Origin of the sequence: Klebsiella sp. P1954, from assembly GCF_018199955.1 — a bacterium.
Classification (GTDB): domain Bacteria; phylum Pseudomonadota; class Gammaproteobacteria; order Enterobacterales; family Enterobacteriaceae; genus Klebsiella; species Klebsiella pneumoniae.
In genome coordinates this window covers 630,205-656,357 of the sequence record NZ_CP073373.1, presented here as the reverse complement: position 1 = coordinate 656,357, position 26,153 = coordinate 630,205, and the positions used below count along the sequence as shown (strand labels likewise).

The window sequence follows — 26,153 nt, the reverse complement described above, 5'->3', positions numbered from 1 at the left end:
GATGATGAAAACGGAACGTCCGTTGTGGGGCCGGGGCATTATGGTGTCGCCTCAGCATTTTCAACAGCAGGCTGCGTATGCAGCCTGGACTGCGGAAGTGATTGCCCGGATGGGTCTTAACCACCCCTGGGGAGTGGTTGAGGCGACCTTCGAACCAGAGATGCTCAAACTGGGCCGCCTGCAGGCTCACAGGCTGCAGGTCCGGTTCCAGGATGGCACGATGATTGATACGGACAATGCCGATGCGCTGCCGTCCGCGCTGTCGCTGGACGGCGCATCCGGCGAGGCGGTGATCGTGCTGGCGCTGCCCCTGATGCAGGCGAATGGCGGCAACTGTCTGAAGCCGGAGGAGGTGGCCGAAAGGCCGGCGCGCTTCCGCCAGCGCTGGCGCGATGTCCGTAACCAGTTTGGGGATGATACCCGGCAGATTGCCGTCATACAGCCGGAGCTGACCCTCCGCTTCGCCCACCAGGACAACAGCGATTACCTGACCTGTCCGCTTGTTCGCCTGCAGCGGGACTCGCAGGGGGCCTGGCTTATCGACGAGACGTTTCTCCCGCCGCTGCTGCAGATCCAGGGCAGCCGCTGGCTGGCGACGCAGCTTGAACAGCTGCTCATCCAGCTCCGGGCTCGTCTGACGCGCCTGATGGCCATGCGTCGCGAAAGCAATGAACGGATGGCTGATTTTGCCGTAGCCGATGTCTCTCTGTTCTGGTTGCTGAATGCGCTGAACAGCGCCGAGCCGGTGCTGGGGTACTTTCTGCGTTACCGGCAAAGCCCGCCGGAACGCCTCTACCCGGAGCTGGCGCGCCTGGCTGGTAGCCTGCTGACCTTTTCGCTCACCCATCAGGCGAATGCCGTCCCGTTCTATCAGCATGACCAGCTGAACGCGGTTTTTCCGCCGCTGTTTGATTTACTGAGCGACCTGCTGGAGGCGAGCCTGCCATCGCGGGTGGTGGCGATTGCGCTGGAGCATGATGTCCGGCTGCACTTCTGGCAGGCGCGTCTGCACGATGCCCGGCTGCGGGAAGGGGCTGATTACTACCTGTCGGTTCGTTCGTCGGTACCGGTCGCCCAACTGCAGGAGCAGTTTCCGCGCCAGTGCAAAGTGGGCAGTCCGGATCATGTCAAAGCCATCGTCAACTCCTCGCGGACAGGGGTGCCCCTCACGCCATTGCGTCATGTGCCGGCGGCGATCCCGCTACGTCTGGAAAATCAGTATTTCAGCCTCGATGTGTCCCACCCTCTGGCGACGGAAATGCTGCAGAGCGGCACCTGTATGTTTTACGTCCCGGGGATGCTCGGTGAGCCTGAACTTGAACTTTTTGCGGTACTACGAACGTGAATGAGCCTAAACGCGGCAACGCCGCGTCCATTGATATTGATGCGCTGCTGCAGAACACCTGGCTGCAGGTTATCAGCCTGCGCCACGGCCCGCAGTTCCGCGATGAGGAAGGGTACACGCTATGGCAGCGCTGTATTGCTGATGTCGAGCGCGTGCAACATGAGCTGAAGGCGAGCGGGCTTGATGACGCCAGCTGTCAGCATATTCTCACCGCCCAGTGCGCGCTGCTCGATGAAGCCGTGAAAGGTCGCGGCGTGGAGGATGAGGCCTGCCTGCAGTGGTATGACATTCCGCTGCAGGGGCACTTCCTCGGCACCATGGACGCCGGCGACACCCTGTGCGAGCGGATGCGTGATGTGTTGCGTGAGCCGGCGCCCAACCTGGCCGTGGTCACCTGTTTTCAGCGGGTGATGCTGCTGGGTTTTATTGGCAGCTTTCGCTCCCTCCACGACCCCGAGCGCCTGAAGCTGGTCAACGCGCTCGGTGAGCGTGTTCCTCCTTTTCAGCGCCCGGCTACCGCTCCCGTACTGGTAGAGAGTCGCGCCGGTCTGGGGATAAGCGGCTGGCTGGCCCCATGGCCGGTACGTATTGGCCTGAGCGTGGTGGTGGTACTCGCCCTGTGGTGGGGACTCAACCACTGGCTCGATCACCTGCTGCTGACCTTGTTACCGGGGGAGGTGAAATGAGCCCCGCGCAGCAGCGTGGGCTGGCGCTGTGGGCCAGTCTGCTGAGTGCGCTGGTGTGCCTGCTATTTTTGCCGGTTCCCCGCTGGGGGGCGTGGCTCATTCTGCTGGTCACGCTGGCCCTGATCATCGGGATCTGGCGCATCGCCAGTCGTCGTACCGGACGTAACGTCGCATCAACCCTGGACCCTCTCCCGGAGGGCGCTTATCGCCAGCCGGTGGTCCTCGTTTGCGGCGACCTGCCGTGTGTCTGGCCGCCAGCGTCACCGGTGCGAGTCGTCAAACAGGGCTGCTGGATCCGCGTGGAAAAGACGGAGGAGCTGCAGCAGGTCGCGCGCCAGGTATTGAGCCAGCGGCCGGAATGGGGGCCTCAGCTGTCGGTGCTGCTCTGCGTCTGCCCGCAGCGGCATGCGCAAAGCGATGCGCTGACCAGCGCTCTGCTGGCCCTGCGCTGGCAACTCAGCCAGCTGCGTCAGCAGACGGGGTATGCCGTACCGCTGGCGCTGCAGGGGCAGGTGGGCAGCGCGATGAGTCGCGACCTGTTGTGGCAGGCGGCGATACCGGGTGAAGCGGTCAAAGTCTGGCAGCCCTCCTGCGCCCCCTGTTCCGTACCGGCCTGGGTAAGCGCCGGTGGGGCGGCCGCGCTGGAGCAGCAGGTGCTGATGAACAGCCTGATGGGCTGGTTTGAACAGCACGTCCATGCCGTGTTGACGGAAGAGAATACCGACCTGCCACCTCTGCCCCCTGCGGCCGTGCTGTGGGGCCTCGGGCCCTCGCTGCCTGGAAGTCTGGCATCGTCGGCCTGGACGACGTGGTTATCCCGACATAGCGGCCTGTCGCGGGTAGCTGGCTGGCAGCCTGGCGAGAGCGACACCGGGGACGCTTCAGCTTTGCCGGAATTCATCCTGCCGCAGTTACCGGCGGGACGGGGACTCACGCCACGAGGCTGGGCCTGGCGCGCGGCGCTCGCGATTTTCACCCTCGCGGCTGTCGCCGCGCTGCTCAGCAGTGGCTGGAACAATCGACAACTGCTGCAGCGCGTGGGCGTCGATATTGCCCGTTATGAGCGGATTGCGATGGATGATTATCGACCAAAAGCCAGCGCTGTCAGGGTGCTGCGTGAAGATGCCGCGCTGCTTGATAGCTGGGCGCGTAACGGCGTCCCGCTGCGCCAGAGTCTGGGCTTGTATCACGGGGAGCAGATTCGCCTGCCGTTGCTGGAGGCGATTCGCGGTTACGTGCCGCCTCCACCGCCGCCCAGGCCGGTGCAGCGCGTCGCGCCGAACGTCATCCGCCTTGACAGCATGTCGCTATTCGATACCGGGAAATGGGTACTGAAGCCTGGTTCGACAAAGCGGCTGGTCAGCTCGCTGATGGACATTAAGGCCAGGCCCGGGTGGCTGATTGTGGTGGCGGGCCACACCGACAGCGTGGGTGAGGAAAAAGCCAACCAGCTATTGTCGCTGAAACGTGCGGAATCGGTCCGCGACTGGATGCGCGATACCGGCGACGTGCCGGACAGCTGCTTTGCCGTTCAGGGCTATGGCGAAAGCCGACCAATTGCAACAAACGATACGCCGGAAGGCCGTGCGCTGAACCGTCGTGTCGAAATCAGTCTGGTGCCGCAGGTAGACGCCTGCCGGTTACCGGACCAACCCTCTGCGTCATCCCAGGATGATGGCGCTTCACTACACAATGGAGAGTAATTCCATGGCAATTCCTGTTTATCTTTGGCTGAAAGACGACGGCGGCGCGGACATTAAAGGGTCTGTCGACGTTCAGGATCGTGAAGGCAGTATCGAAGTGGTGGCTCAGGAGCATAACCTGTACATCCCGACCGATAACAACACCGGCAAACTGACCGGCACGCGTATTCATACGCCGTTCCTGTTCACCAAGGAGATCGACTCCTCCAGCCCCTACCTGTACAAGGCGGTGACCACCGGTCAGACCCTGAAGTCCGCCGAGTTTAAGTGGTACCGAATCAACGATGCCGGCCAGGAAGTGGAGTATTTCAATACCAAACTTGAGAACGTCAAGGTGGTGAAAGTGAATCCCCTGATGCACGACATCAAAAACCCCGCCTACGAGAAGCACAACCATCTGGAACAGATTGAGCTGCGCTACGAGAAGATCACCTGGACCTATAAAGACGGCAACATCATTCACTCCGATAGCTGGAACGAACGCGCCACCGCGTAATTGCCCGTCATATTTCGCGCCGCTGGCGCGCAGGCGACGTTCGCTCATCCCGGCCGCATCGTTATCTCTGCGGCCGGGGATTATTGCGGGCGATCGCCTGATGCGGGCAGCGTTTCTCTGCCCGCCGTTTTTTGCTGAGCGCCTGAGATACGGGGTCTCAGCAAAGAAAAACACAATCTGTCTGCCTGACCTTGTGCGCTTGGGGTTCCTGTTCAGGAACAGCGACGGGCGGTAGCGTGTCCGGAAACAATAAGAGAGGATCTCATGGAAAATCCAGCCAGCCTGTTACGCCGTCTTAATCCCTGCTGTGCCCGCGCAATGGAGGGGGCGGCCTCCCTGTGCCAGACCCGGGCGCATGCCGAGATCCTGCCCGAGCACTGGCTGCTTAAGCTGCTGGAACAGGGGGAAGGCGATCTGACGGTGCTGGCGCGGCGCTATGAATGGGATATGGATGCGCTGTGGCAGGATCTGCTGAGCTGGCTGGATAAACAGCCGCGCTCGGTACGTCATCGTCCCCAGCTCTCTGACCATACCCTGAGGCTGATGCAGGAGGCCTGGCTGATTGCCTCTCTCAGCGGCGAAGCGCAGATCCGCAGTGTTCACCTGCTGATGGCGCTGGTTGAAAAACAGAATCTGATCCAGTGCGATGGCCTGTGGCCGCTGTTAACGCTGGGCCAGCGTCAGCTGGAACGCCTGCGCTCCTTGCTGGATGCCCAGTCCGACGAACGTCCGCCAGCGCAGCAGGAAGCGGCGCTGGCGCAGCCCCATGGCGGGGACGTGGAATTTGTGGGGCGTCCTGCGGGCAGCGAACTGAATGCGGATGGGCTCAACCCGGCGCTGCAGAACGCGCTGGACAAATTCACTCTCGACGTCACCGCCAAAGCCAGAGACGGCCAGATTGACCCGGTGTTCGGACGCGACACGGAAATCCGCCAGATGGTGGATATTCTCTCCCGTCGGCGAAAAAACAACCCGATCCTCGTCGGTGAGCCGGGCGTGGGCAAGACCGCTCTGGTGGAAGGCCTGGCGCTGCGCATTGCCGAAGGCAACGTCCCCGACGCGCTGAAGCCGGTGTCGGTGCGCACCCTTGACCTCGGTCTGCTGCAGGCCGGCGCCGGGGTCAAAGGCGAGTTCGAGCAGCGGCTGAAAAATATCATTGAGGCGGTACAGCAGTCGCCTTCGCCGGTGCTGCTGTTTATCGACGAGGCGCACACGATCATCGGCGCGGGTAATCAGGCGGGCGGCGCGGATGCCGCCAACCTGTTGAAGCCGGCGCTGGCCCGGGGCGAGCTGCGGACCATCGCCGCCACCACCTGGTCTGAATACAAGCAGTACTTCGAGCGCGACGCCGCGCTGGAGCGCCGCTTTCAGATGGTCAAGGTGGATGAGCCGGACGACGACACCGCCTGCCTGATGCTGCGCGGCCTGAAGTCCCGCTATGCCGACCACCACGGCGTGCATATCACGGATGATGCGGTGCGCGCCGCCGTGACGCTGTCACGACGCTATCTCACCGGCCGCCAGCTGCCGGACAAGGCAGTGGATTTACTCGACACCGCTTCCGCCCGCCTGCGTATGAGTTTGGATACCGTGCCTCAGCCGCTGACCCGCATGAAGGCGCAGCTCACCGCGCTGGCAATGGAGAAGCAGGCGCTGCTGGAAGATATTGCGCTGGGCAACAGCGCCCGCGGCGATCGGCTGGCGGCCATTGAGCAGGAGGAGATCCGCCTTATTCTGGCGCTGGATACCCTTGAAACTCAGTATGGTCAGGAGCTGCAGCTGACGGAAGCGCTGCTCGCCTGTCGCCGCGATATCTCCCGCCAGGCGGAAATTAGCGATCTACAAACCGCGCTTATCGCCGTCCAGCAGGGCAATCCGCTGCTCGGGCTGGACGTCGACGTCCGCACCGTGGCGACGGTGATTGCCGACTGGACCGGCGTGCCGCTCTCCTCGCTAATGAAAGATGAGCAGACGGAGCTGCTGAGTCTGGAAGAGAGTCTCGGCAAACGGGTGGTTGGCCAGCAGGCGGCCCTGAGCGCTATTGCCCGGCGCCTGCGCGCCGCGAAAACCGGCCTGACGCCGGAGAACGGTCCGCAAGGGGTGTTCCTGCTGGTCGGGCCGAGCGGCACCGGCAAAACGGAAACGGCGCTCGCCCTGGCCGATGCGCTGTTCGGCGGCGAGAAAGCGCTGATCACCATCAATCTCTCCGAGTACCAGGAGCCGCACACCGTCAGCCAGCTGAAGGGTTCTCCGCCCGGCTACGTCGGCTACGGCCAGGGCGGGATCCTGACCGAGGCGGTGCGCAAACGCCCCTACAGCGTGGTGCTGCTCGATGAGGTGGAAAAGGCCCATCGCGATGTGATGAACCTGTTCTACCAGGTCTTCGACCGGGGGGTAATGCGCGACGGCGAGGGGCGTGAAATCGACTTTCGCAACACCGTGATCCTGATGACCGCCAACCTCGGAAGCGACCTCCTGATGCAGTTGCTGGATGAACAGCCGGAGGCCAGCGAATCAGACCTGCACGAGCTGCTGCGCCCGGTGCTGCGCGGCCACTTCCAGCCGGCGCTGCTGGCCCGCTTCCAGACGGTGATTTACCGTCCGCTGCCGGCGGGAGCGCTGCGCACCATTGTCGGCATGAAGCTCGGGCAGGTAAGTCAGCGTCTGGCTTGCCATTACGGAATCAACACCACCCTCAGCGAGAGCCTGTTCGACGCGCTGACCGAGGCCTGCCTGCTGCCGGATACCGGCGCCCGTAACGTCGACAGTCTGCTCAATCAGCAGATCCTGCCGGCGCTGAGTCAGCAGCTATTGAGCCATATGGCGGCGGGGCAGAAACCGCGCCAGGTGACGCTGGGGTATCACGAAGAGGAAGGCGTCGTGATGGCGTTTGACGAGGGGACAATATCCGATGAGTAGCGTGAAATCGTTGTTGTTCAGCCATAACCACCACCTGCTTTCGGTGAAGGGATGTGAAGCCGGGCTTGATGTGCTGGCCTTCGAGGGCGATGAAGCCCTGAGCCAGCCGTTCCGCTACCGTATTGAATTCACCAGCGCAGACCATGCCATCAGCAAAGAGATGATGCTGATGAAGGCAGCCTCCCTGACGCTGCAGGCGCCGGTGGCTCAGGGCTTCGGCATCAATGTTCAGCAACCCGTGCGGGTGATCCAGGGCGTGGTGACGGGGTTTGAACGGCTCAGTACCTCCAGGGATGAAACGCACTACGCGCTGACGCTTCAGCCGCGCCTGGCGCTGCTTAACCGCTCGCACCAGAACGCCATTTACCAGGACCAGTCCGTTCCGCAGATTGTGGAAAAAATCCTCCGCGAGCGCCACGGCCTGCGCGGTCAGGATTTTCTGTTCTCGCTGACAAAAACGTATCCGCGCCGCGAGCAGGTGATGCAGTACGGCGAGGATGACCTGCGCTTTATCACCCGGCTGCTGGGTGAGGTGGGGATCTGGTTTCGGTTTACCGCCGACACGCGGCTGCACATCGACGTCGCTGAGTTCTGCGACAGTCAGCAGGGCTATGAGAAGGGGCTGACGTTGCCTTCGGTCCCGCCGTCAGGGCAGCAGTCGGCCGGGGTGGACGCGGTGTGGGAGATGGCATGCCGCCACCGCGTCGTGGAGCAGCAGGTCAGTACCCGCGACTACAACTACCGCGAGGCGACGGCGGACATGAACGCGCAGGTGGATGTCACCCGCGGGGAGACCACCACCTTTGGTGAGGCTTACCACTGGGGAGATAACTACCTGACCGCCGGGAATGTCCATGACCGCCATCCGGCGCCGGAGTCCGGGGCGTTTTACGCCCGGCTTCGCCATGAGCGTTATCTTAACGGCCAGACCCGGATGCAGGCCACCACCAGCTGCCCGACGCTCTGCCCGGGACAGGTGTTGAAGGTCACCGGCGGAGAGGAGGTGGCCGGGGAGTTTGCTGATGGCGTGCTCGTCACGGCGATGCACAGCCACGCCCGGCGCGATGCCGACTTTGCGGTGGAGTTTGCCGGCATACCGGACAGCCCGGACGTCGGCTACCGGCCTGAGCCCGGCGCGCGTCCGGTGATGGCCGGGACGCTGCCGGCCCGCGTGACCAGCACCCGGGAAAACGACACCTACGGGCATATCGACAAACACGGGCGCTACCGGGTGAATATGCTGTTTGACCGGGCGCGCTGGGAAACCGGGTTCGAGAGCCTGTGGGTCCGCCAGTCGCGGCCGTATGCCGGAGACACCTACGGTCTGCACCTGCCGCTGCTGGCGGGGACGGAGGTGGCGATTGGCTTTGAGGATGGTAACCCCGACCGGCCGTATATCGCGGGCGTGCTGCACGACTCGGCGCACGGCGACCACGTCACCATTCGCAATGACAAACGTAACGTCCTGCGCACCCCGGCCAACAACAAAATCCGCCTCGACGACGAGCGCGGGAAAGAACATATCAAGGTCAGCACGGAGTACGGCGGTAAAAGCCAGCTCAATCTCGGGCATCTGGTGGATGCTGAAAAGCAGCCGCGCGGCGAAGGCTTTGAGCTGAGAACCGACAGTTGGGGAGCTATCCGGGCACAGAAGGGTATTTTTATCAGCGCTGACGGGCAGGTGCAGGCTCAGGGGCAGGTGCTGGCGATGGAGCCGGCGGTCAGCAATCTGGCTGAAGCCCGGGAGCAGATGATGTCCATCTCCGGTGACGCGCAGAAGGCGACCGCGAACCCGGCCGATCTCCAGGCGCAAATTACCCTGCTGGAGCAGCAGCTGACGGACCTCAAAAAATCGGTGCTGCTGCTCAGCGCGCCGGAGGGGATAGCGCTGACCAGCGGGGAGCATCTGCAGGTCTCAGCCGGGCATAACCTGATTGCCACGGCCGGAAAGAATGCGGATGTCAGCGTGGTGAAAAATCTGTTCATCGGGGTGGGCAGTGCCCTGAGCGTGTTTGTGCGAAAGCTTGGGATCAGGCTGATAGCGAATCAGGGACCGGTACAGATGCAGGCGCAGAATGACCTGATGGCGCTGCTTGCCCGGAAGGAAATCAGCATTGTCAGCACGGAAGACAGTATCGAAATTATTGCGAAAAAACGGGTCACGATAAACGGCGGGGGAAGTTATATCACGCTCAATGCCAGTGGCATTGAATCAGCGACGGCAGGTGAGTACAGAACAAGGGCCGGGTATTACGTCAGGCGGGAAAAAGCGCAGCATAAGCCTGACATTGCACCTTTAGCTAATGCGATAAATGACGACAGCCATAATATTCGCTACCTGTGTACAGATGATAATGGGATGCCGATGCTGAATACACCTTACAGGGCCTTTCTGGCTGATGGCTCGGTATTAGAGGGTGTCAGTGATGGCGAGGGGTATACGAAGTTGTTTACTTCTGCACAGGTACAGGATGTTCTGCTGCATATGATACCGGAGGCCATCAATGCCTAAATATAATATTTATACAAAGATTGAATCGAATGTTTCAGCAGTCGACCTTTTTTACGATCTGAATGTTTACAGAACTGATGCCAGTAATAAAAAACATATACTACTGTCAGTGGCGCAACAACCAGTAACATCAAATTATCAAACTCAGTCTCATGAAACGAATGACACAGAGGATGGGTTATCTGTAATCTACATAATGGAAATGAACTTATATCGCAAGCACGGAGGTAAGTTGTTTTCTGTGCTTTCCTCGCCTGCGAAAAAGATGTACACACTTGGTGAAATGGCATCAGGGCAAGCATATTCTAAAAATAAGCGTGAAAATGTTTGTTATTTTGAGACAAAGGCGCAGACAAAACCGGTTAATGATAAGGGTGAGGATAATATACATACTGTGCAGATTACCTGTCAGAAAAGAGCGTTTATTGCAAAAGAGTATCCTGTAGGTAGTCCTGATGATCCCTTCGATAAAAATAAGATAGAACATCAGATCCTTTCGAGGATGAATCGCAGTAGTTATCCAAATCAAGGGGATACTAGTTTGTGTGGGCCAGCATCATTTTTTTATTGCCTGTTAATGGATAGACCTGATATTTATAAACAAGCAGTTAATGAGCTTTGGTTGTATGGGAAAACTAAAATAGGTGCGTTAAATATAGTTCCAAGCAATAGTTGTCGGCATCCTATGGGGGCTTTCTATGATGCTTATGGAGAACGAGTGAAGGGGATCGATTGGATAACCCTCGCTTCTTTAAGGGACTCCGAAAATTCCATTATGAGTTATGACGAAATTGATGACCAGGCTTCAGGGATAACATTATGGGGAGCGCTTACTGAATGGTTTGTAAGTGCTGGTTATCAAAAAGAGTTTAGTAATGTCGGGCTATCGCACGTAAATCTGAAAGAACTAAGTACCCTCAATGAGTATATTAGAAAAGGTTGTCGAGTTGTTACTTTGATATCAGCTGGTATACTTGATGGATTTGACTCCACTGTCACGGCTAAGAATCATTGGATTGTTTGGGATGGACCTATAACCACACAGTATGGTGAGGTCATTTCATTAACGACTAAGGAAAATGAGTTAGTTCAATTGAAATTATTCTCTTGGGGTAAGGTAAAAAATCAGATTAAGAGGCATCTTGCTCTTTCAGATGTAATGGGAAGCATTTTTGGAGGGGTGGTGTTTAAATCACTAGAATAGTTTTATGAAAAAATATCTAATCTGTTTGTTTGTTTTTTTAGCATCCTGCTCTTCAGGTAAAATAGAGTTTTATCCAAGTGGGGGGCGGTTGAAAAATGCCAAGATAGGGACGTTTTATCAGCAAGGTTTGGTTATGAGATTTCAGGGGAGTGGAGAGGTTATTTCTTTTGTTTCAAGTAATTTTAGAGCAAAATTAACTCCTGATAATTCCGGTCTGGATATAGAACCAAGCTTTATGGGGAATGAAAAAAATGACTTTAAAAAAGGTAGCAGCCCTAACGAACTTGTAATAAGTGGAGTGCCCAGAATAAAAGGTGTGATAACCGTTGAAATAGTTGCAAAAACATATGCATCTATGTATTCAAAATCACAGGTGTTTACTAAAAAATATCAAATAAATGTTGATTGAATTTATTTTAGATCATGTCTTTAATGATATTAAAGTAGACAATGTGGTCGCCGGTATTACAATTTGGAGGGGTGATATCGAGTGGTTTTAAAAGAGTGGGTATGTCAAGGTGGGCACAAGTAACACCAGGTTTTTTTACCGTAATCCTAAAAGCCTGACGAAATAATCGAAAGATCTTATCCCTGGTAATTTAGAGATGGAGTTTTTTGAAAATTGAGGAAGGAATTTAATCTGGATAATCACTAACGAAACGAGTTTAGAAGAGCTTGTCTCGCTGAGACTTTTTTCATGGGGTGAAGTTAAAGATAACTCGCTTCGAGTATCATTAAAATTAGGAGAATTTCTAAACCATACTTTTGGGGGGATGGTATTTACAAAAATATCATGATTAAAAATGAATCACTATCTAAGAGCTTTTGTAATTTCTTTCTTTCTAACTGGCTGTGGCAATCACCTTGTATTTGAGCCTAATAAGTTACCAGATGGATATATAGATCAGGAATATTATGTTCCAATCACCATCTCTGGAGGTACAGGACCAGTTGTTGATCTGAGTTATGAAATTCACCCATCAAATTCTGGATTGAAATTAGTATTTTCTGAAAAAAAATATTACACAAAATATGTATATAATAACTTTACTATAGAAGGTAAGCCTCAGTTGCAAGGGATTGTAACAATTAATATTAGGGGCGGGGTTGTTGCTAGTGCGGGGCAATATTTTGAAAAACAATATGAGATTAATATTCAGAAATAAACAGGTAATAACATCTTGGAAGGCCTGCTGAGAGCGTGCGGGCGATAGCTGACGGTACCGTCATTTCACTCCGCAAAAGCTCAGACAAGCGCGACCTAGCACCATTCAACATCAACGCCGATAAACCCAATACAAAGGGGAGTAATGATGGTTATGTGCTCATAAAGCATGAAACCGAGATCGGTAGCGGTGATGAAGGAAAAGTGGCTTTCTATTCCTTATACATGCATCTGAAGTCGCTGGCTGAAACTGTTAAAGCCGGTGATAAAGTTTACCGTAAGGATCCTATAGGCCTTCCAGGCATGGTTGATGGAGTGAATGCTTTCCATTTCCAGATTTTCTGCGATGATGACAACATCAGCAAGCTAACGGGCAGGAAAACAGGAGAGCTGGATATTTCGAAGAATGGCCGCACCGATGCGGTTTATGGTGATATTCACTTTTATCTGCCACCGCAGACAAAGTTTTATGACAAGGCTCCAGCAGATAACAGCATTTCTACCACCGGACTTTCTGAACTATATACCAGCAATGTGCCTCTGTATGCCAGCATGACTCTGGCCCAAGGCAAGTGCACGATGGTTACTCGTCAGAAAAATACGCAGACTGACGGAAAATATGATCTGCTGGGTGAACCACTGGTTAATGCAGATGGTGATGACTACGAATACAATCTCTATAAAACCGCGATGCGGAATTATAAGGAGAGCCCAAGTGCCGGGTTTGAATTACTTCGCTTTGGGCGAGTGATCAACACGGACCATGAAACACTGGTACCGGCAGACGCACCATTATGGATGACAGTCAATTACCCGGGTGGTAAAGGGGTGATCAACCTTGCTGATTCCAGTATTAAAAAGTTTAGTGACGCTGATTTCCCTCACTGGACGGGCTGGCAGATGGTAGATGACGATAGTGATAGCAACAGCCAGTGTAATTCAGCTATTATCAAGAAACTTCACGAAGTTGGTGACTTCGATAACCAGTGCGGGAAGCTAATCTGTCATTTCCCATTTGAATGGGAAAAAAGTACGATCGACATCCGTTTTTCGTGGCTGAAAACGGGAAATGAAGAGCATGAACCGATGACGGAAGCCGATTATGCAAAGTTTAAATCCCATGCGGAAGCACTATGCTTTGATTCTGGAGCGTTGAGTTCTGACCGGTTGTGGCATTTTGAGCCAAAATCATTTATTCGACATTTCAGGAAATGTAGTTGGCTCGACTCTGAAGTAATTGAAAAAGTAATGACGGCGAATGCTAGTAAAAAAAATAAAAATGCACTTGAAGGTATTAAAAAAATTACATTAGAGTACTATGCGGACATAAATACAATCATGCGAAAGTATAACTTATCTGATGCAAATAGAATTTGTCATTTTTTAGGGCAGGGTGCAGTTGAATCAGGTTATTTATTGTCCATGCAAGAAACTAGCCAGCAACAAATTATTGTTGATGGTGTTCAGCAAGGTGGTGTGATTGTTGAAGCATCAACATTTAATGAAACTACTAAGCTAGGTCATTGGTACGGAGCTCTTAAAGCCGAGAAGGATAACTATTTCTCCGGGAAAAAATACAATTCCCGTGGAGGGTATATCACAGGATCCTATAGCTGGATTAACGGTAACTGTGGAGATGTAGATGCACAAAAATTCAGAGGTAGAGGGTTTAAAATGCTAACTGGACTTAACACATATTCAAGCTACTGGGTATATCGAGGTTGGTTGTCAAAAAATGACTTTGATAAATATTGGTGGGATGACCCGGAGTACAAGAAAAAAAATTCAGCCGGTATGAAGAAAAAACCACCAAAAATAGGAAACCCTCAGAAAGTGACAGAAAATGCATATAACTGTATTGATACAGGTGGTTTTTTTATAGTTTGTTTTAAGTCTAAAGTTCTCAAAATTATGGATGAGGACAAAATTGGGAAATCTGATGATGACAGCATTATTTTGAAAGTAACTAAAAATATAAATGGTGCAGATAAAGGAATTGCAGAAAGGAAAATAGCTACTAAAAAAGCAAAAGAGATGATTGATGATGAAGTTTAAAACTAATTCATTTTTGTTTATGATGCTTTGTGCTACTGCTCTTAATTCTTGGGCTGGATATTACAACACAATTGATATCGATGGTGTAAGCATCCATTTAGATAAGGATAAAGCTGGATATGTAAATGTTCACGATGATCAATTAAATACGGATTACTCATGCAAAATAGAAAATTGGAATGATTCATTAATCTCTGGTGCTGGAGGTATTTCTCTAACTAGTGATCATTTAGGCGTGCTTTTAGCATCAGGAAATAAATATCTTGATGTTAAGGAGCTTATAGATTGCAAAGGACAGTCAATTCGAATTCATTCTATTCATTACTTTAATAATTCAATTTCTTCTATTATAGATGTTAATTTTGAAAAAAAATTAGTTCTGGCATTAGTTGTGATTGATGCTCACTTTAGGTCATATCAGGCGATAGTATCTAAGTTTAATGGGAATAAAAACCTTTTGTCAGGCAAAGGTTTTTGGAGTAATTCCTCATCTGAGCCAGATCAGAATAGCTTGTTTTACCCTGGTGGTTCAATATATCTAGGGAAAATATCTGTCAATGGAGAATATATTGCGCCAAACGATTTGGATTGTGCGGTTGATTCATTCCCAGGTGTGTGGGATATAGCAAGAAAAATGAAAATTATATTCCCAAGAGATAAAGATGATGCTGTAATTGACAGTAAATGCCGACAGCTTTTCTCGGGAGAGAAAACACTTGATGAATTGGGGGGAGAGCTTATCAATATGAAATGATGCTTTTTCAAATGGCTATTTACTATCAGCGCAAAAAATTTTCTCGTGAATCATTAGCAATTGATCCCAATCATACTTTCTCATGAGGATAAGCATGGATTATCAACCCTCAGTAAAATCAATAATTTTTTCGGATTTGATAGCAAAACTAAATCTGTGAAAGATGAAGGTGGCGGTCGATGAAAAATTTTATAGCTATAAGTATGTTACTGTTGTTGTCATTGAGAGTGATAGCAGGTGATCCCGGAGGAATATCCTTACTTGTAAAGGCATTGCCTTCTGCAAATGATTATAAATATGTCCTTGATGGCTTTTTTAGAAATTATTACGGTGTGGACAATCCTCACACTCCTTCGTGCGATCAAAATGATTATACCCCTTATATTGATAACGTATATTTGAATACGCTCCCAAAAGGTATTGATGACAATATACTAATAAAATCCATAACAGATTTATCATCCAGAACTCTGATTGCCAAAATATTATCATCTTACTCTGATGATCAAGTTTCTGGTTTCGATGGAGTTCTTTTTTATGCAATGAAAGATAATAAGTTATTTATTTATACGTTCGACTCAAAAGCCCCTGGGCATATCTTTACGAATGAGTTGAATGTTGATGGAATTATTAGCTATAAGCTTTTAGGAAGGTCCATTTGCCAGTCTATAAGATCAAAGATACTCCCTTCCAGTCCTTAATGATATTGAGGTCAGTAGCTTTGTTTAGATACTTTTCATTAATCATATGTATGCTGTGTTTTTCAAGTGCCATTGCTGGGGAAATGTTCTCTGTAAGTATCCCGCTTAACCTTTGATCTCCTCCCTGAAAACAGTGTCAGGCTAAACTGAAGTCTCCGGTCTTTCTTCCATCTCACAGAGAGGCACATCGCCATGAAAAAGACCCGCTATACCGAAGAACAGATAGCATTTGCGCTGAAACAGGCCGAAACCGGCACTCGGGTGGAGGAAGTCTGCAGAAAGATGGGCATTTCTGAAGCCACATTTTACAACTGGAAGAAAAAGTTTGGCGGCATGGGCGTGACAAAACTGCGCCGCCTGCGCCAGCTTGAGGAAGAGAATCAGCGTCTGAAACGTCTGGTGGCTGATTTAAGTCTGGACAAGGTGATGCTGCAGGAAGTTATCAAAAAAAGTTCTGAGGCCGGCTCAGAAGCGTCAGGCGGTGCATTTTCTGCGGGAGGCTTACCGTATCAGTGTCCGACGGGGATGCGGACTGCTGATGCAGAGCAGAACCGTTTACCACTGGCAGAGCCGGCGGGATGATCGGGCGATAACCCTGCGTATCCGGGAAATAGCGGAAACCCGGATCCGCTACGGTTGCCCGCGTATTCATATTCAGCTGCGGCGGGAAGGCTGGCCTGTTAACCACAAGAAAACACACCGGATTTACTGTCTGGAAGGCCTCAACCTGCGCAAAAAGCGCCCCCGCAGGCATGTCAGTGCAGCACATCGTCAGCAACGTCCGGTCCTGAGCGGAGTCGATCAGTGCTGGAGTATGGATTTCGTGTCGGATAACCTGTTTAACGGACGACGTTTCCGGGCGCTGACTGTAGTGGATAATTTTAGTCGGGAGTGTGTGGCGATCCATGCCGGAAAGTCGCTGAAAGGTGAGGATGTGGTCGGTGTGATGGAAAGGTTGCGGGTGCTGGGCAAGCGCCTGCCGGTACGTATTCAGACAGATAACGGCAGCGAGTTTATCTCGAAAAGTCTGGATAAATGGGCGTATCAGCACGGTGTTACAATGGACTTCTCCCGCCCCGGAAAACCAACGGATAACCCGTTTATTGAATCATTGAACGGCAGTCTGCGGGATGAATGCCTGAACATTCACTGGTTTCTCTCGCTGGAAGATGCGCAGGACAAACTCGACAACTGGCGCAGGGAATATAATCATGAGAGAACGCATTCATCATTAAATGACATGACTCCGGCTGAATTCATCCGAAATCTCCGGAAAGACGAAGAACTCTGATTTAGCACTGCACTGATTTTGGGCCAGGGTCAGGTTCTATGTACCTAATTCATATTATTCTTATGCACAAAAAATAATAAATTCGGGCTCGAGAGAAGCAGCGATTTCTAATATTGCAGAATTGCGTGAAATCCTTGGAGCCAATCTACTCTCGAAAGAGGATGGAAGAACAAGGTGATAAAAAAAATTTAATACTGGAGATGATGTGAAGTATTATTATGTTTTAGCATTGTTACTTGGTTACAGCTCATGTGTACTGGCAGAAGAGTGTATGGATAACTCAAATATAGATTCTCTAAGAGAGGTTTTCAAAAAAAATAATAAGAAGTTGTTGATTGAAATGTCTTCAAAAGAAATGAGGCGTTATGTTGAAAGTGATTTACTTATCAAAAATAAATACAGTACACTTGTCAATGTATCTGAGGTTTACTATGGCTGGGGAGTGGACAAAAAATCAAAGTATCCTGTTAACACATCGGCAGTTTTCCCAAATGAAAAAGTGTGTGTATGGAATGTATCTTTTGCACTACCAGAGTCTATTAGAAAAAAATGTGATGATGATGGTGCTTATGGGTATTTTATTGAATTTAAGAAAGTTAATGGGAAAACAGTTCTATATAACTTTACCTCTTTGTTTGATTCTCTTCCCGACGGAACTTTAGCTTGCAAAGCTGCCAATAAATTTATGCTGCAAAAATAGCTTGTGAGTATTGATGTAAGCATCTCGCCCTAAATTAAGGGTGTTGTTGATTAATCATTATTCAGCGCTCTTGCTGCTTTTTAGGTTGTGTTGCATATTATTTTGTAACCAATAAACTCTATTTTTACTAAAAATCCAATCTTTTCTACAAAGTGGGAAGGTAATTCTGGTAAGCATTTACTGGTGATGAAAAAGGAAATCAACCAGAATAATACTGCAGAGTATTTATCTGTAAAACAGGTGACAAAGGGTAAGGATGATTGAATTTCAAATGATTATATTATTGACTGTGAAATGGATATTAATCTGAATGGGGGGTAAAAGAATCAGTTGAAATAAACAGTAGCTTTACCAATGACGAAGGCACTGTTTTATTTGCTTATTAATTGGATGTATTGGTGGGATAGACCCAGTTACTGTCAACTATTTCGCGTATAAAATGGATTGAAATATGCCCTACGAGGGGAAGAGAATATCATAGTTGAAAACGGTAGGTGTGGTGGAGAAAACCCTCCGATTCCTGATTATAATTAAAAAAGACAAGTCTCTGTTAAATTACATGCTGAAAAAAATGGAAGGCCACTTCAACGACAAAAGTAAACTAGCACGTTGATTTCTGTTTTTTACCAAAAAGGATGGTCGTATGTTTAAGTGTGAGTTTGCTAATGAAAGAAATATAATGTGGTGAGTTTTTGTTTCGCCTGCATATCAAGCTAATTTAGCCATCCTGTAATATGAGGAAATTAATGCCATATACACTTAAACATTTGCCAGAACGCTACCCCAGACCTAAGCCTCTGAAATTTTCTCGTTGGCTTGTTGCTCTGGTTGTCATGCTTTCAGTCAGTATTATCATAATGCGTATATTTGGGCGTTATGTTGAAAATCTGTACTTCTGGAGATTAGCTTTAGGTTTTCCTGTTGCTTTGTGGAGTGTCTTGCTTTCTTCTCGTCTGCTTGTTTGGTCTTTACAGGATAGCAAAGCAAACGCTTTTGACAAACAGCGAGAACAGTGGATTCTTCGAGAAACCCGTAAGGCACGGCGTGCATTACAAGTGCTGAGTGCAACATTTATTACCGGCCACTCATCAGTTGCTCAGAAAGATACCGCTATTGCTATGCAAAACAACGACAGCATTATTGTTTCACAGGTCGGCCGGGATGGTAATGAAAGCGCCAGAATGAGCCAAATTTCTTCCAGCCCGCAGGATTCTATGGAATTCGTGATAATGAATATTTTTTCGCAGATGATTGCAGACATTCCTTTTACACAAATCCCTGATAAATGCCCACTAGTAGTAGTTTTTGATGTAACAACATCGCTGCCTTTGGAGAACATTCGCCATTACTGGGATGAGGCATGGCAAAAGAACAATATCACTTTTCCTGTTGAACACGTTGAAGGGCGTGGTCTTAGTGTAATTGACCGCTGGTTAAATGAACGTATTAAAGATAAAGCAATGTTATTGATCGTTGGCCTCCAGATTGATCCGGTTGTTACAAACAATACTGCTGAAGCGGCTGTTGCTCTACTTCTTGGCAACCGCCTAACGCAAGAGGCGCTTGACCCCCTCGCATTACTACACCGGCCAGATGCTGCTCCCTCAGGTGAACTTAGCGAAGGGATGAGGATGGCCGCCTGGAACGTCCCGCTAAAAGAAAGTATGGTGAAAAATTTATGGCTCGCTGGAATGACAGGTGAGCAACGTGCAGAAGCGATTGGATGTCAGAATGCACATCCTGCGCAGTGCGTAAAAGATGAGGCTGTCATTTCACTCGATATATCCATGGGGAATGCTGGAGCCGCTGCACCCTGGCTGGCTATTGCTGCCGCCACTGAAATCGCCCGACAAACACATTCCCCGCAGATGATTATCTGCGGGGATACCACTCAGAAAGTGCTATGGAGCACGCTTATTACCCCGATAGCTTCAAGACAGGAGATGGATCTGTGAAGTTACTTTTAGCACCGAAAACTACGGAAGGTCGCTATCTTTCAGTCGTATTCATTCTCTTTTTACTCTTGGCTGCAATGACATTTATCGTCTGGAAACATCCTGACATGGCCGGACTTGAGGGCGATAGTCAGCAGCAGAATTACTGGCTTATTGGTGGGTGCTGCATTACCGGATGTATCTTTATCATGTTAGTTATGCTCCTGTGGACAGCTCGCAGTGCCGGTAAAAAGGAGTTTGAGGCGCTCCTGGATGTCACTCGTGGTGATGACAATAAGAGAAAAGATGAGAGTGAAAACATCTCTGTTTCTCCAGCAGTGGTGATGTGTGCCAGGATTCGTGACCATCTGCGAACCCGAATTGGAATTCACTGGCGGCGCAAAGTCCGCCTGCTTTTAGTCACCGGCGACGAGGCGGCAATCGAACAACTGGTGCCTGGCCTGCGTCAGCAGCACTGGCTTGAAGGCAACCGCACCGTGCTGATTTACGGCGGCAGCCTTGCATCGGAGCCTGACCGAGAAAAATACATCGCGCTGCGCAAGCTGCGCCGTGGCCGTCCTCTGGACGGAATTGTGCGGGTGATGCCGTCGTCTCTCACCCTGACGCCGCAGATAAGCGAGAGCGACCTGCACGGGCTGGAAAAAATCAGCGAACTGCTGGGCTATGCCGCCCCGGTCTGGTTGTGGAAACTATGCGATAGTGAGTGGCCGCAGGCTGACCGCGCGGTGCAGGCGGTAGGGGTTAGCTTCCCGTTGCGCGCTACCGAGGACGATGTCGCCCGTCAGCTTGCGCAGATGCTGCCCACGCTGCGGGAGCAGGGGATGCGCCAGATCGCGGAGGAGACCCGCCACGACTTTCTGCTGCGTCTGGGACAGCAGCTTATCGACGGGGGGATCGCGCAATGGCGCTGGCAGCTGGCGCCGTGGCTGACCGCCTCGCGGCAGCGGCTTGCGCTGCGAGGCCTGATGTTTAGCCTGCCAGAGCCTCGTACCGTAGATCCGTATCAGGAGGCGGATACCTCGCCTGCGGGCCAGCCTCATCTCCTGACGCTGCCCGCCACCTGGCTGGGGATCGTCGATGACTGCCGCCGTTTACGCGGGCATCACGTGGGAATGGCGTGGGAGCGGGGCCTGGCGTGCGGTCTGCTGGCCATCCTCGGCCTGTGGGCGGCGGGACTGCTGCTCTCCTTTGCCCTCAATTACAGTCAGATTGCTTCGGTAGCGGGAAAAGCCCGCGACCTGGTGGCCCACCCCTCCGTTTCTGACTATCAACTGACGGCCCTCCATGCCCTGCGCAATGAGGCCGGCCGTCTCGTGCACGATGGGCAGAAGGGGGCGCCCTGGTATCGGCGCTTTGGTCTGGACCATCATCAGCAACTATTAAACGCCGTCCTACCCTGGTACGGTGTGGCAAATCATCGCCTGATACGTGACCCGGCCAATGCCGCGTTGCAGCAGGCGCTCAACGCGCTGGTCAACTCCGCCCCCAATAGCGACCAACGAGCCAAGCTGGCGAAACCGGGCTATGACCAGCTGAAAGCCTGGCTGATGATGGCTCGTCCGGATAAAGCCGATGACGCATTTTTTGCGCAGACCATGAAAACGGTCCAGCCGACGCGAATGGGGATCTCGACCGGTCTGTGGCAAAGTCTGGCGCCGGATTTGTGGGCCTTTTATCTCTCCCTGCTGCCCGAGCGGCCAGAGTGGAAGATCATCCCGGATGCGCAACGGGTGAGTCAGAGCCGTCAGGTTCTGTTGCAGCAGCTAGGTCGCCGCAATGCCGAAAGCACCTTATATGAGAACATGCTCAAATCCGTGCGTCGTAATTTTGCCGATGTATCGCTGGAAGACATGACCAGTGGCACCGATGCGCGCCGCCTGTTTACCACCGATGAAGTGGTCCCGGGGATGTTTACCCGCCAGGCATGGGAAGGCGGCATTCAGCAGGCCATTGATAAGGCAGCCAGCTCGCGCCGGGAGGAAATCGACTGGGTGCTGAGCGATTCGCGCAAAACGGTGTCGACAGACCTGTCGCCGGAGGCGCTGAAAGCGCGTCTGACCCGACGCTACTTCACCGATTTCGCCGGCAGCTGGCTGAATTTTCTCAACAGTCTGCGACTTAATCCGGCGACCAATATCGCCGATGTTACCGACCAGCTCACGCTGATTAGCGATGTCCGCCAGTCGCCGCTGATTGCCCTGATGAATACCCTTGCCTGGCAGGGGCAGGCGGGGCAACAAAGGAAGGGGCTGTCGGACAGCCTTATTAAATCGGCCAAAGATCTGGTGGGCGGGAAAGACAAGCCGGTCATCGACCAGTCGGCAGCCGGCCCGCAGGGGCCTCTGGATGACACGTTCGGCCCACTGCTCCAGCTGATGGGGAAAAACACGGGCAGCAACGTCATGTCGGCCGATAGCTCCCTGAGCCTGCAAACCTATCTGACCCGTATCACCCGCGTGCGCCTGCGCCTGCAGCAGGTTGCGAATGCCTCCGATCCGCTGGAGATGATGCAGACTCTGGCGCAGACCGTCTTCCAGGGGAAAAGCGTCGACCTGACCGACACGCAACAGTACGGTAGCCTGATTTCGGCAAGCCTTGGCGAAGAGTGGAGTGGCTTCGGTAATACTCTGTTTGTGCAGCCGCTGACTCAGGCCTGGGAAACCGTGCTTCTGCCGTCGGCGGCCAGTCTGAATGATAAATGGCGCCGCTCGGTGGTCACCAACTGGCACACCGCCTTTGACGGACGCTTTCCGTTTGCCGCCAGCAAAAGCGATGCCTCCCTGCCGATGCTGGCTGAGTTTGTGCGCAAAGACAGCGGGCGAATCGAACGTTTTCTCACGACGGAGCTGAACGGTGTCCTGCATAAAGAAGGCAGCCAATGGGTGCCGGATAAGGTCAACAGTCACGGCCTGGTCTTTAATCCGGCCTTTCTGCGCGCGATCAACCAGCTAAGCCAGCTGTCCGACATTCTTTTCACCGACGGCAGCCAGGGGATCAGCTTTGAGTTACAGGCCAGGCCTGCCCCGGAGGTTGTCGAGACACAGCTGACGATAGACGGCCAAAAGCTGCGCTATTTCAATCAGATGGCCGACTGGCAGACTTTCCGCTGGCCGGGGGAGACGTATAAACCCGGCACTCTGCTGACCTGGACCACCGTCAATGCGGGCACGCGTCTGTTCGGTGACTACAGCGGTACCTGGGGCTTTATTCGCTGGCTGGAGCAGGGTAAACGCCATCCGCTGGATCGCAGCCAGTGGATGATGAGCTTCTCCGCCCCGGATGGCCGCACCCTGCAGTGGGTATTGCGCTCCCAGCTTGGGAGCGGCCCGCTGGCGCTTCTGGCGCTGCGCGGATTGACCCTGCCGGATAAGATTTTCACTGTCGATGCGGCTGAGAGCGCACAGGCCCTGACGACGGGGGTAGGGAATAGTGACATGGATGAGATGGAATTATGAGTATTCTACAAAATTTGGTTGCCGCCAGTCAGTTGGATGAAAGCGTACTGCGCCAGCAGGCCCGGTCACGTCAGGCGAAGTGGCAGTCCTGGCTTGCGCCAATCAGTGATAGCCAGCCCACCGGGAGCGATCCGGGCTATGACGATGATTTTCAGCGTATCCGCGAGGAGGTCAATAAGATCTCCGGTGTCGATACCGTACTGATTTGCCAGTTGGCTGGACAGTTACTGGCAACAACAAAAGATATCCGGATTGTTACCTATTACTGCTGGGCCCGTTTGCACCAGTACGGGGAAGCTGGCTTGGCCGATGGGCTGGAGCTGCTGGCAGGCTTGCTGCAACGATATGGTATGCAGCTTTATCCGCAGCGCGACCGTAGCCGCAAAGCAGCCCTCGAGTGGCTGGCGGGTACTCGTATCTTAGACAGTCTTTCACTTTTTCCAGAAGTTGTGCGGGAGGACGCAAGGCGTACCGTCGGCGCGCTGCTTCTCATTGATGATTGTCTGACGACAGAACCAGAAACATCACGGCCAGATCTGCAAGCACTCTGGGGTGCACTGGAGTCTCGTTTGATAAAGGGCGGGGGAGTCGATGCGGTGGTGCCGCAGAACGTCGGAAACCGGGGGCTGGCTCAAACCGCTTCACGCATGGCTGAATACGAAGCGCCGGTTCTCAGTAACATCACCTCCGGTCAGGATCTGCTGGCCCAGGCGCGAACCCTGACAGCATATCTGCGTGTTCAACCCGATGGCTGGCTTGCCGCACATCGGCTAATGAAAAGCCTTCGTCATGACACCTTGACAATCATCCCTGCGCCTGATGCTGAAGGAAAAACACGTATCGAGCCTCCCAGAGCAGATCAGCGTGCCATGCTCAAGCGGCTGTACCTGCAACAGAGCTGGTCGGAGATACTGGAACAGGCGGACAGTACCTTCTCACGTGGCGCTAACCACCTCTGGCTTGACCTGCAATGGTATATCCATCAGGCGCTGGTGAGGTCGGGTCAGGATGTGCTGGCCGATATTATAATTGCCGATCTGAAAGGATTGCTGCGCCGTCTCACCGGGCTTGAAACATTAGCTTTTAACGACGGCACACCATTTGCCGATGAGGTCACGCTGAACTGGATAAATCAGAGTGTACTCGACGATATGTCCGTCTGGCAGGATGAGCCAGTATCGGCTGCCAGCGGCGCTGATAACGACATTCTGGCCCTTGAACCTGAAGCGCTCGAGAAGGCTGACACTGACGGTCTCGATGCTGCACTCCACTGGATTCAGACGCGCCCGGGCACTGAATCCACTAAAGAAAAATGGCTGTTGCGCCTGCTGATGGCCCGCGTGGCCGAACAAAAGGGGAAGAATGACCTCGCGCTCTATCTTCTGCGAGAACTCGACGATGCGGCGGGATCAATCACCCTCACGCAGTGGATCCCAGCCCTGTTGTTCGAGATTAAATCGCGACGGCTCAGGCTACTGCGCATGAAAGCCACGCGCAGCGAGAGTGAAAAGTTACGGTTGCAACCGGAGATGGATCAATTGCTGGCAGGTCTGATTGCGCTCGATCCAGCCAGTAGCGCGGTGCTTTGCGGCTAACAGAACGGAAACTGACACTAAGGAGAACATATGGCAGCAAAAGGTTTTTATCTGGTACAGGGAGACAGAACGACCTGCGGCGGAAGAATCACTACAGGCGCAGAAGATCACACTCTGTTTGATAAACCTGTTGCCCGGGAGCAGGACAGCGTCACTTGCGGAAAGCACGCAGGGCTATACAAGATTGCCGGTGGCATCGACAACGATACCATTCATGGCCGGCGAATGGCCGGAACCCTCGACAGCTTTAGTACTTGCCCCTGTAAGGCGAGGTTTATTCCATCAATGATGAATGATACTTATGAGAAAGGAGGTGAATGCATAACTACTTTATTTTCACTCAATGGGCTTATGGCATCTTTACAGGAACCCTATAAGAATCTTCATCCAGAAAATAAGACTGAACGACAGTGTACTCACACAGATGGGGCGATTAAAGTTGCAGAATATATAATAAGTGAAATAAAGGCGAATGTCAGAAGCGATACGGCAGAAACAATACGATATTTAATCGACGTAGATTTTATAATAAAAAGACTTACTGAATGGAATAAACTTCCCTTTTATGCAAGGCTGGGGCCGCCCCCCAAAAGCAGATTTACTTGCTGCAATGGCTATTTGGTATCAGACCGTGAAAACAGGTTCAATCTGGGATCATAAACCGAAGATCCGCGATCTTTTTTCATCCGTTGCAGTAGCACGACCACTTCCCAGGAAAGGAAAATCATCAAAGTCTTATTATCATAAGTTTAAACAGCATGATTATTTTTATGATGTTTGGTCAAACATACATTATGGTTATGTTGGACGTAGTGTCGGTTTTTCTGAAGCAATTCTCTTGAAAGGGTCCACTTGGGAACAAAACATGACGCCAGGTGCCATGGGGGATGATACCATGGATGACATTACTAGCATGAAAATAGGGTTTAATCTATTTTATGAACATGGGAAATTTGCTGAGACGTTGACGGCAGATAATATTCTTTGCGTTTTAGAAACAACACCTGGCGCGCACCTTCCTCACTCAAGAGAAAATCATTGGTGCTGGAATACAGATAATCCAGAAAAAAGTGACGAATCATTTTGAAAAAAACAAAAACGTTAACGGGTATTGCATTATTTATAGCGGTGTTAGTCCTTGTCGCTCATTTTATTCCGATAAGGCCAGTCGTTGTTATTATAAATAACACTAACGAAACTATATTCGTATATGCAGGTGAGAGCATATATAATGTCGAACCTGAGCCTGACGAAGTCGCGCGTATAGTACGATCAAAGCCTGAAATTATAGCACCTGGAAAAAGAGTTAAGATTAAAGCTTCGTTTACATCTCTGATTAGGAAAGATGCAGCGCTCGACATTGGTTGGAGGGTTGGTGGTCAATACGAATATAACGCTGCAGGTAGCGGTGGTCAAAATTTTATTCTTTCTTCAAAAGAGGGCGTGTGCTACGCATCGATTTATATAAAAGATGATTTTTTTAAGGGCGCGATTAAAAATGGTTCAAGCAATAAATGTTTTAAAAAAATAAAGGCATTTAATTATAAGTATTAATTCAGGTGTTATAAAGGTTATTTTTTTAGTTGCCAGTTTCAAAATCTGATGATTGAAAGGAAA

18 protein-coding genes and 1 pseudogene are annotated in these 26,153 nt (G+C 51.7%); all 19 read left to right on the top strand.

Features of this window, described 5'->3' with window-relative positions; translation table 11 throughout:
* Position 1: 1 nt before the first annotated feature.
* The 19 genes and pseudogenes from tssK to KB890_RS03170 all read left to right on the top strand — a co-directional run bounded on the left by tssK (position 2) and on the right by KB890_RS03170 (position 26,090).
* On the top strand, positions 2 to 1,345 hold the full coding sequence (gene tssK / locus KB890_RS03260; protein ID WP_020323830.1) for a type VI secretion system baseplate subunit TssK: 1,344 nt from the start codon (positions 2 to 4) through the stop codon (positions 1,343 to 1,345).
* A complete protein-coding gene (gene tssL / locus KB890_RS03255) occupies positions 1,342 to 2,031 on the top strand; it encodes a type VI secretion system protein TssL, short form (RefSeq protein WP_020323825.1) in 690 nt (229 codons plus the stop codon). Before tssK ends, tssL begins: the two co-directional genes overlap by 4 nt.
* A complete protein-coding gene (locus KB890_RS03250; protein ID WP_020323828.1) occupies positions 2,028 to 3,734 on the top strand; it encodes an OmpA family protein in 1,707 nt (568 codons plus the stop codon). The genes tssL and KB890_RS03250 overlap by 4 nt, the downstream gene beginning before the upstream one ends.
* A 4-nt stretch (positions 3,735 to 3,738) precedes the next feature.
* The gene (hcp, locus tag KB890_RS03245; protein WP_002902160.1) at positions 3,739 to 4,230 is read left to right on the top strand and encodes a type VI secretion system effector Hcp; all 492 of its coding nucleotides are present in this window, start codon (positions 3,739 to 3,741) and stop codon (positions 4,228 to 4,230) included.
* Between the two features lie 264 nt (positions 4,231 to 4,494).
* A complete protein-coding gene (gene tssH / locus KB890_RS03240; RefSeq protein ID WP_020323826.1) occupies positions 4,495 to 7,149 on the top strand; it encodes a type VI secretion system ATPase TssH in 2,655 nt (884 codons plus the stop codon).
* A 1-nt stretch (position 7,150) separates the two neighbouring features.
* Positions 7,151 to 9,661 (top strand): type VI secretion system Vgr family protein, encoded by a 2,511-nt coding sequence (locus KB890_RS03235; RefSeq protein ID WP_020323832.1) that lies wholly within the window; start codon positions 7,151 to 7,153, stop codon positions 9,659 to 9,661.
* Positions 9,654 to 10,865, top strand: a complete 1,212-nt coding sequence (locus tag KB890_RS03230) for a hypothetical protein (protein ID WP_004190533.1) — start codon at positions 9,654 to 9,656, stop codon at positions 10,863 to 10,865. The genes KB890_RS03235 and KB890_RS03230 overlap by 8 nt, the downstream gene beginning before the upstream one ends.
* Positions 10,866 to 10,869: 4 nt before the next feature.
* Complete coding sequence (locus KB890_RS03225) at positions 10,870 to 11,274, top strand: hypothetical protein (protein ID WP_223168863.1); 405 nt, start codon at positions 10,870 to 10,872, stop codon at positions 11,272 to 11,274.
* 394 nt (positions 11,275 to 11,668) lie between these two features.
* Complete coding sequence (locus KB890_RS03220) at positions 11,669 to 12,031, top strand: hypothetical protein (RefSeq protein WP_071527865.1); 363 nt, start codon at positions 11,669 to 11,671, stop codon at positions 12,029 to 12,031.
* Between the two features lie 35 nt (positions 12,032 to 12,066).
* On the top strand, positions 12,067 to 14,085 hold the full coding sequence (locus KB890_RS03215; protein WP_020806164.1) for a M23 family metallopeptidase: 2,019 nt from the start codon (positions 12,067 to 12,069) through the stop codon (positions 14,083 to 14,085).
* Entirely contained in the window at positions 14,072 to 14,839 is a 768-nt protein-coding gene (locus tag KB890_RS03210) for a hypothetical protein (RefSeq protein ID WP_015958252.1), read from the top strand. The genes KB890_RS03215 and KB890_RS03210 overlap by 14 nt, the downstream gene beginning before the upstream one ends.
* 179 nt (positions 14,840 to 15,018) lie before the next feature.
* Positions 15,019 to 15,540, top strand: a complete 522-nt coding sequence (locus KB890_RS03205; RefSeq protein WP_071579625.1) for a hypothetical protein — start codon at positions 15,019 to 15,021, stop codon at positions 15,538 to 15,540.
* Between the two features lie 192 nt (positions 15,541 to 15,732).
* Positions 15,733 to 16,831 (top strand): IS3 family transposase gene (locus tag KB890_RS03200; RefSeq protein ID WP_088426872.1). Its coding sequence is split into 2 segments (ribosomal slippage): positions 15,733 to 15,986 and positions 15,985 to 16,831, totalling 1,101 coding nucleotides; the frame shifts between segments, so codons are not numbered across the junction.
* A 205-nt stretch (positions 16,832 to 17,036) separates the two neighbouring features.
* The gene (locus tag KB890_RS03195) at positions 17,037 to 17,531 is read left to right on the top strand and encodes a sugar ABC transporter permease (protein ID WP_071531917.1); all 495 of its coding nucleotides are present in this window, start codon (positions 17,037 to 17,039) and stop codon (positions 17,529 to 17,531) included.
* Between the two features lie 746 nt (positions 17,532 to 18,277).
* Complete coding sequence (locus KB890_RS03190; protein WP_020324630.1) at positions 18,278 to 19,486, top strand: hypothetical protein; 1,209 nt, start codon at positions 18,278 to 18,280, stop codon at positions 19,484 to 19,486.
* Complete coding sequence (locus KB890_RS03185) at positions 19,483 to 22,941, top strand: ImcF-related family protein (RefSeq protein ID WP_077253207.1); 3,459 nt, start codon at positions 19,483 to 19,485, stop codon at positions 22,939 to 22,941. Before KB890_RS03190 ends, KB890_RS03185 begins: the two co-directional genes overlap by 4 nt.
* The gene (gene tssA / locus KB890_RS03180; RefSeq protein ID WP_020324647.1) at positions 22,938 to 24,536 is read left to right on the top strand and encodes a type VI secretion system protein TssA; all 1,599 of its coding nucleotides are present in this window, start codon (positions 22,938 to 22,940) and stop codon (positions 24,534 to 24,536) included. The genes KB890_RS03185 and tssA overlap by 4 nt, the downstream gene beginning before the upstream one ends.
* Before the next feature lie 30 nt (positions 24,537 to 24,566).
* Positions 24,567 to 25,623 (top strand): annotated as a pseudogene (locus tag KB890_RS03175) (polymorphic toxin type 44 domain-containing protein).
* Complete coding sequence (locus tag KB890_RS03170; RefSeq protein ID WP_022631448.1) at positions 25,620 to 26,090, top strand: hypothetical protein; 471 nt, start codon at positions 25,620 to 25,622, stop codon at positions 26,088 to 26,090. Before KB890_RS03175 ends, KB890_RS03170 begins: the two are co-directional and overlap by 4 nt.
* Positions 26,091 to 26,153 lie beyond the last annotated feature (63 nt).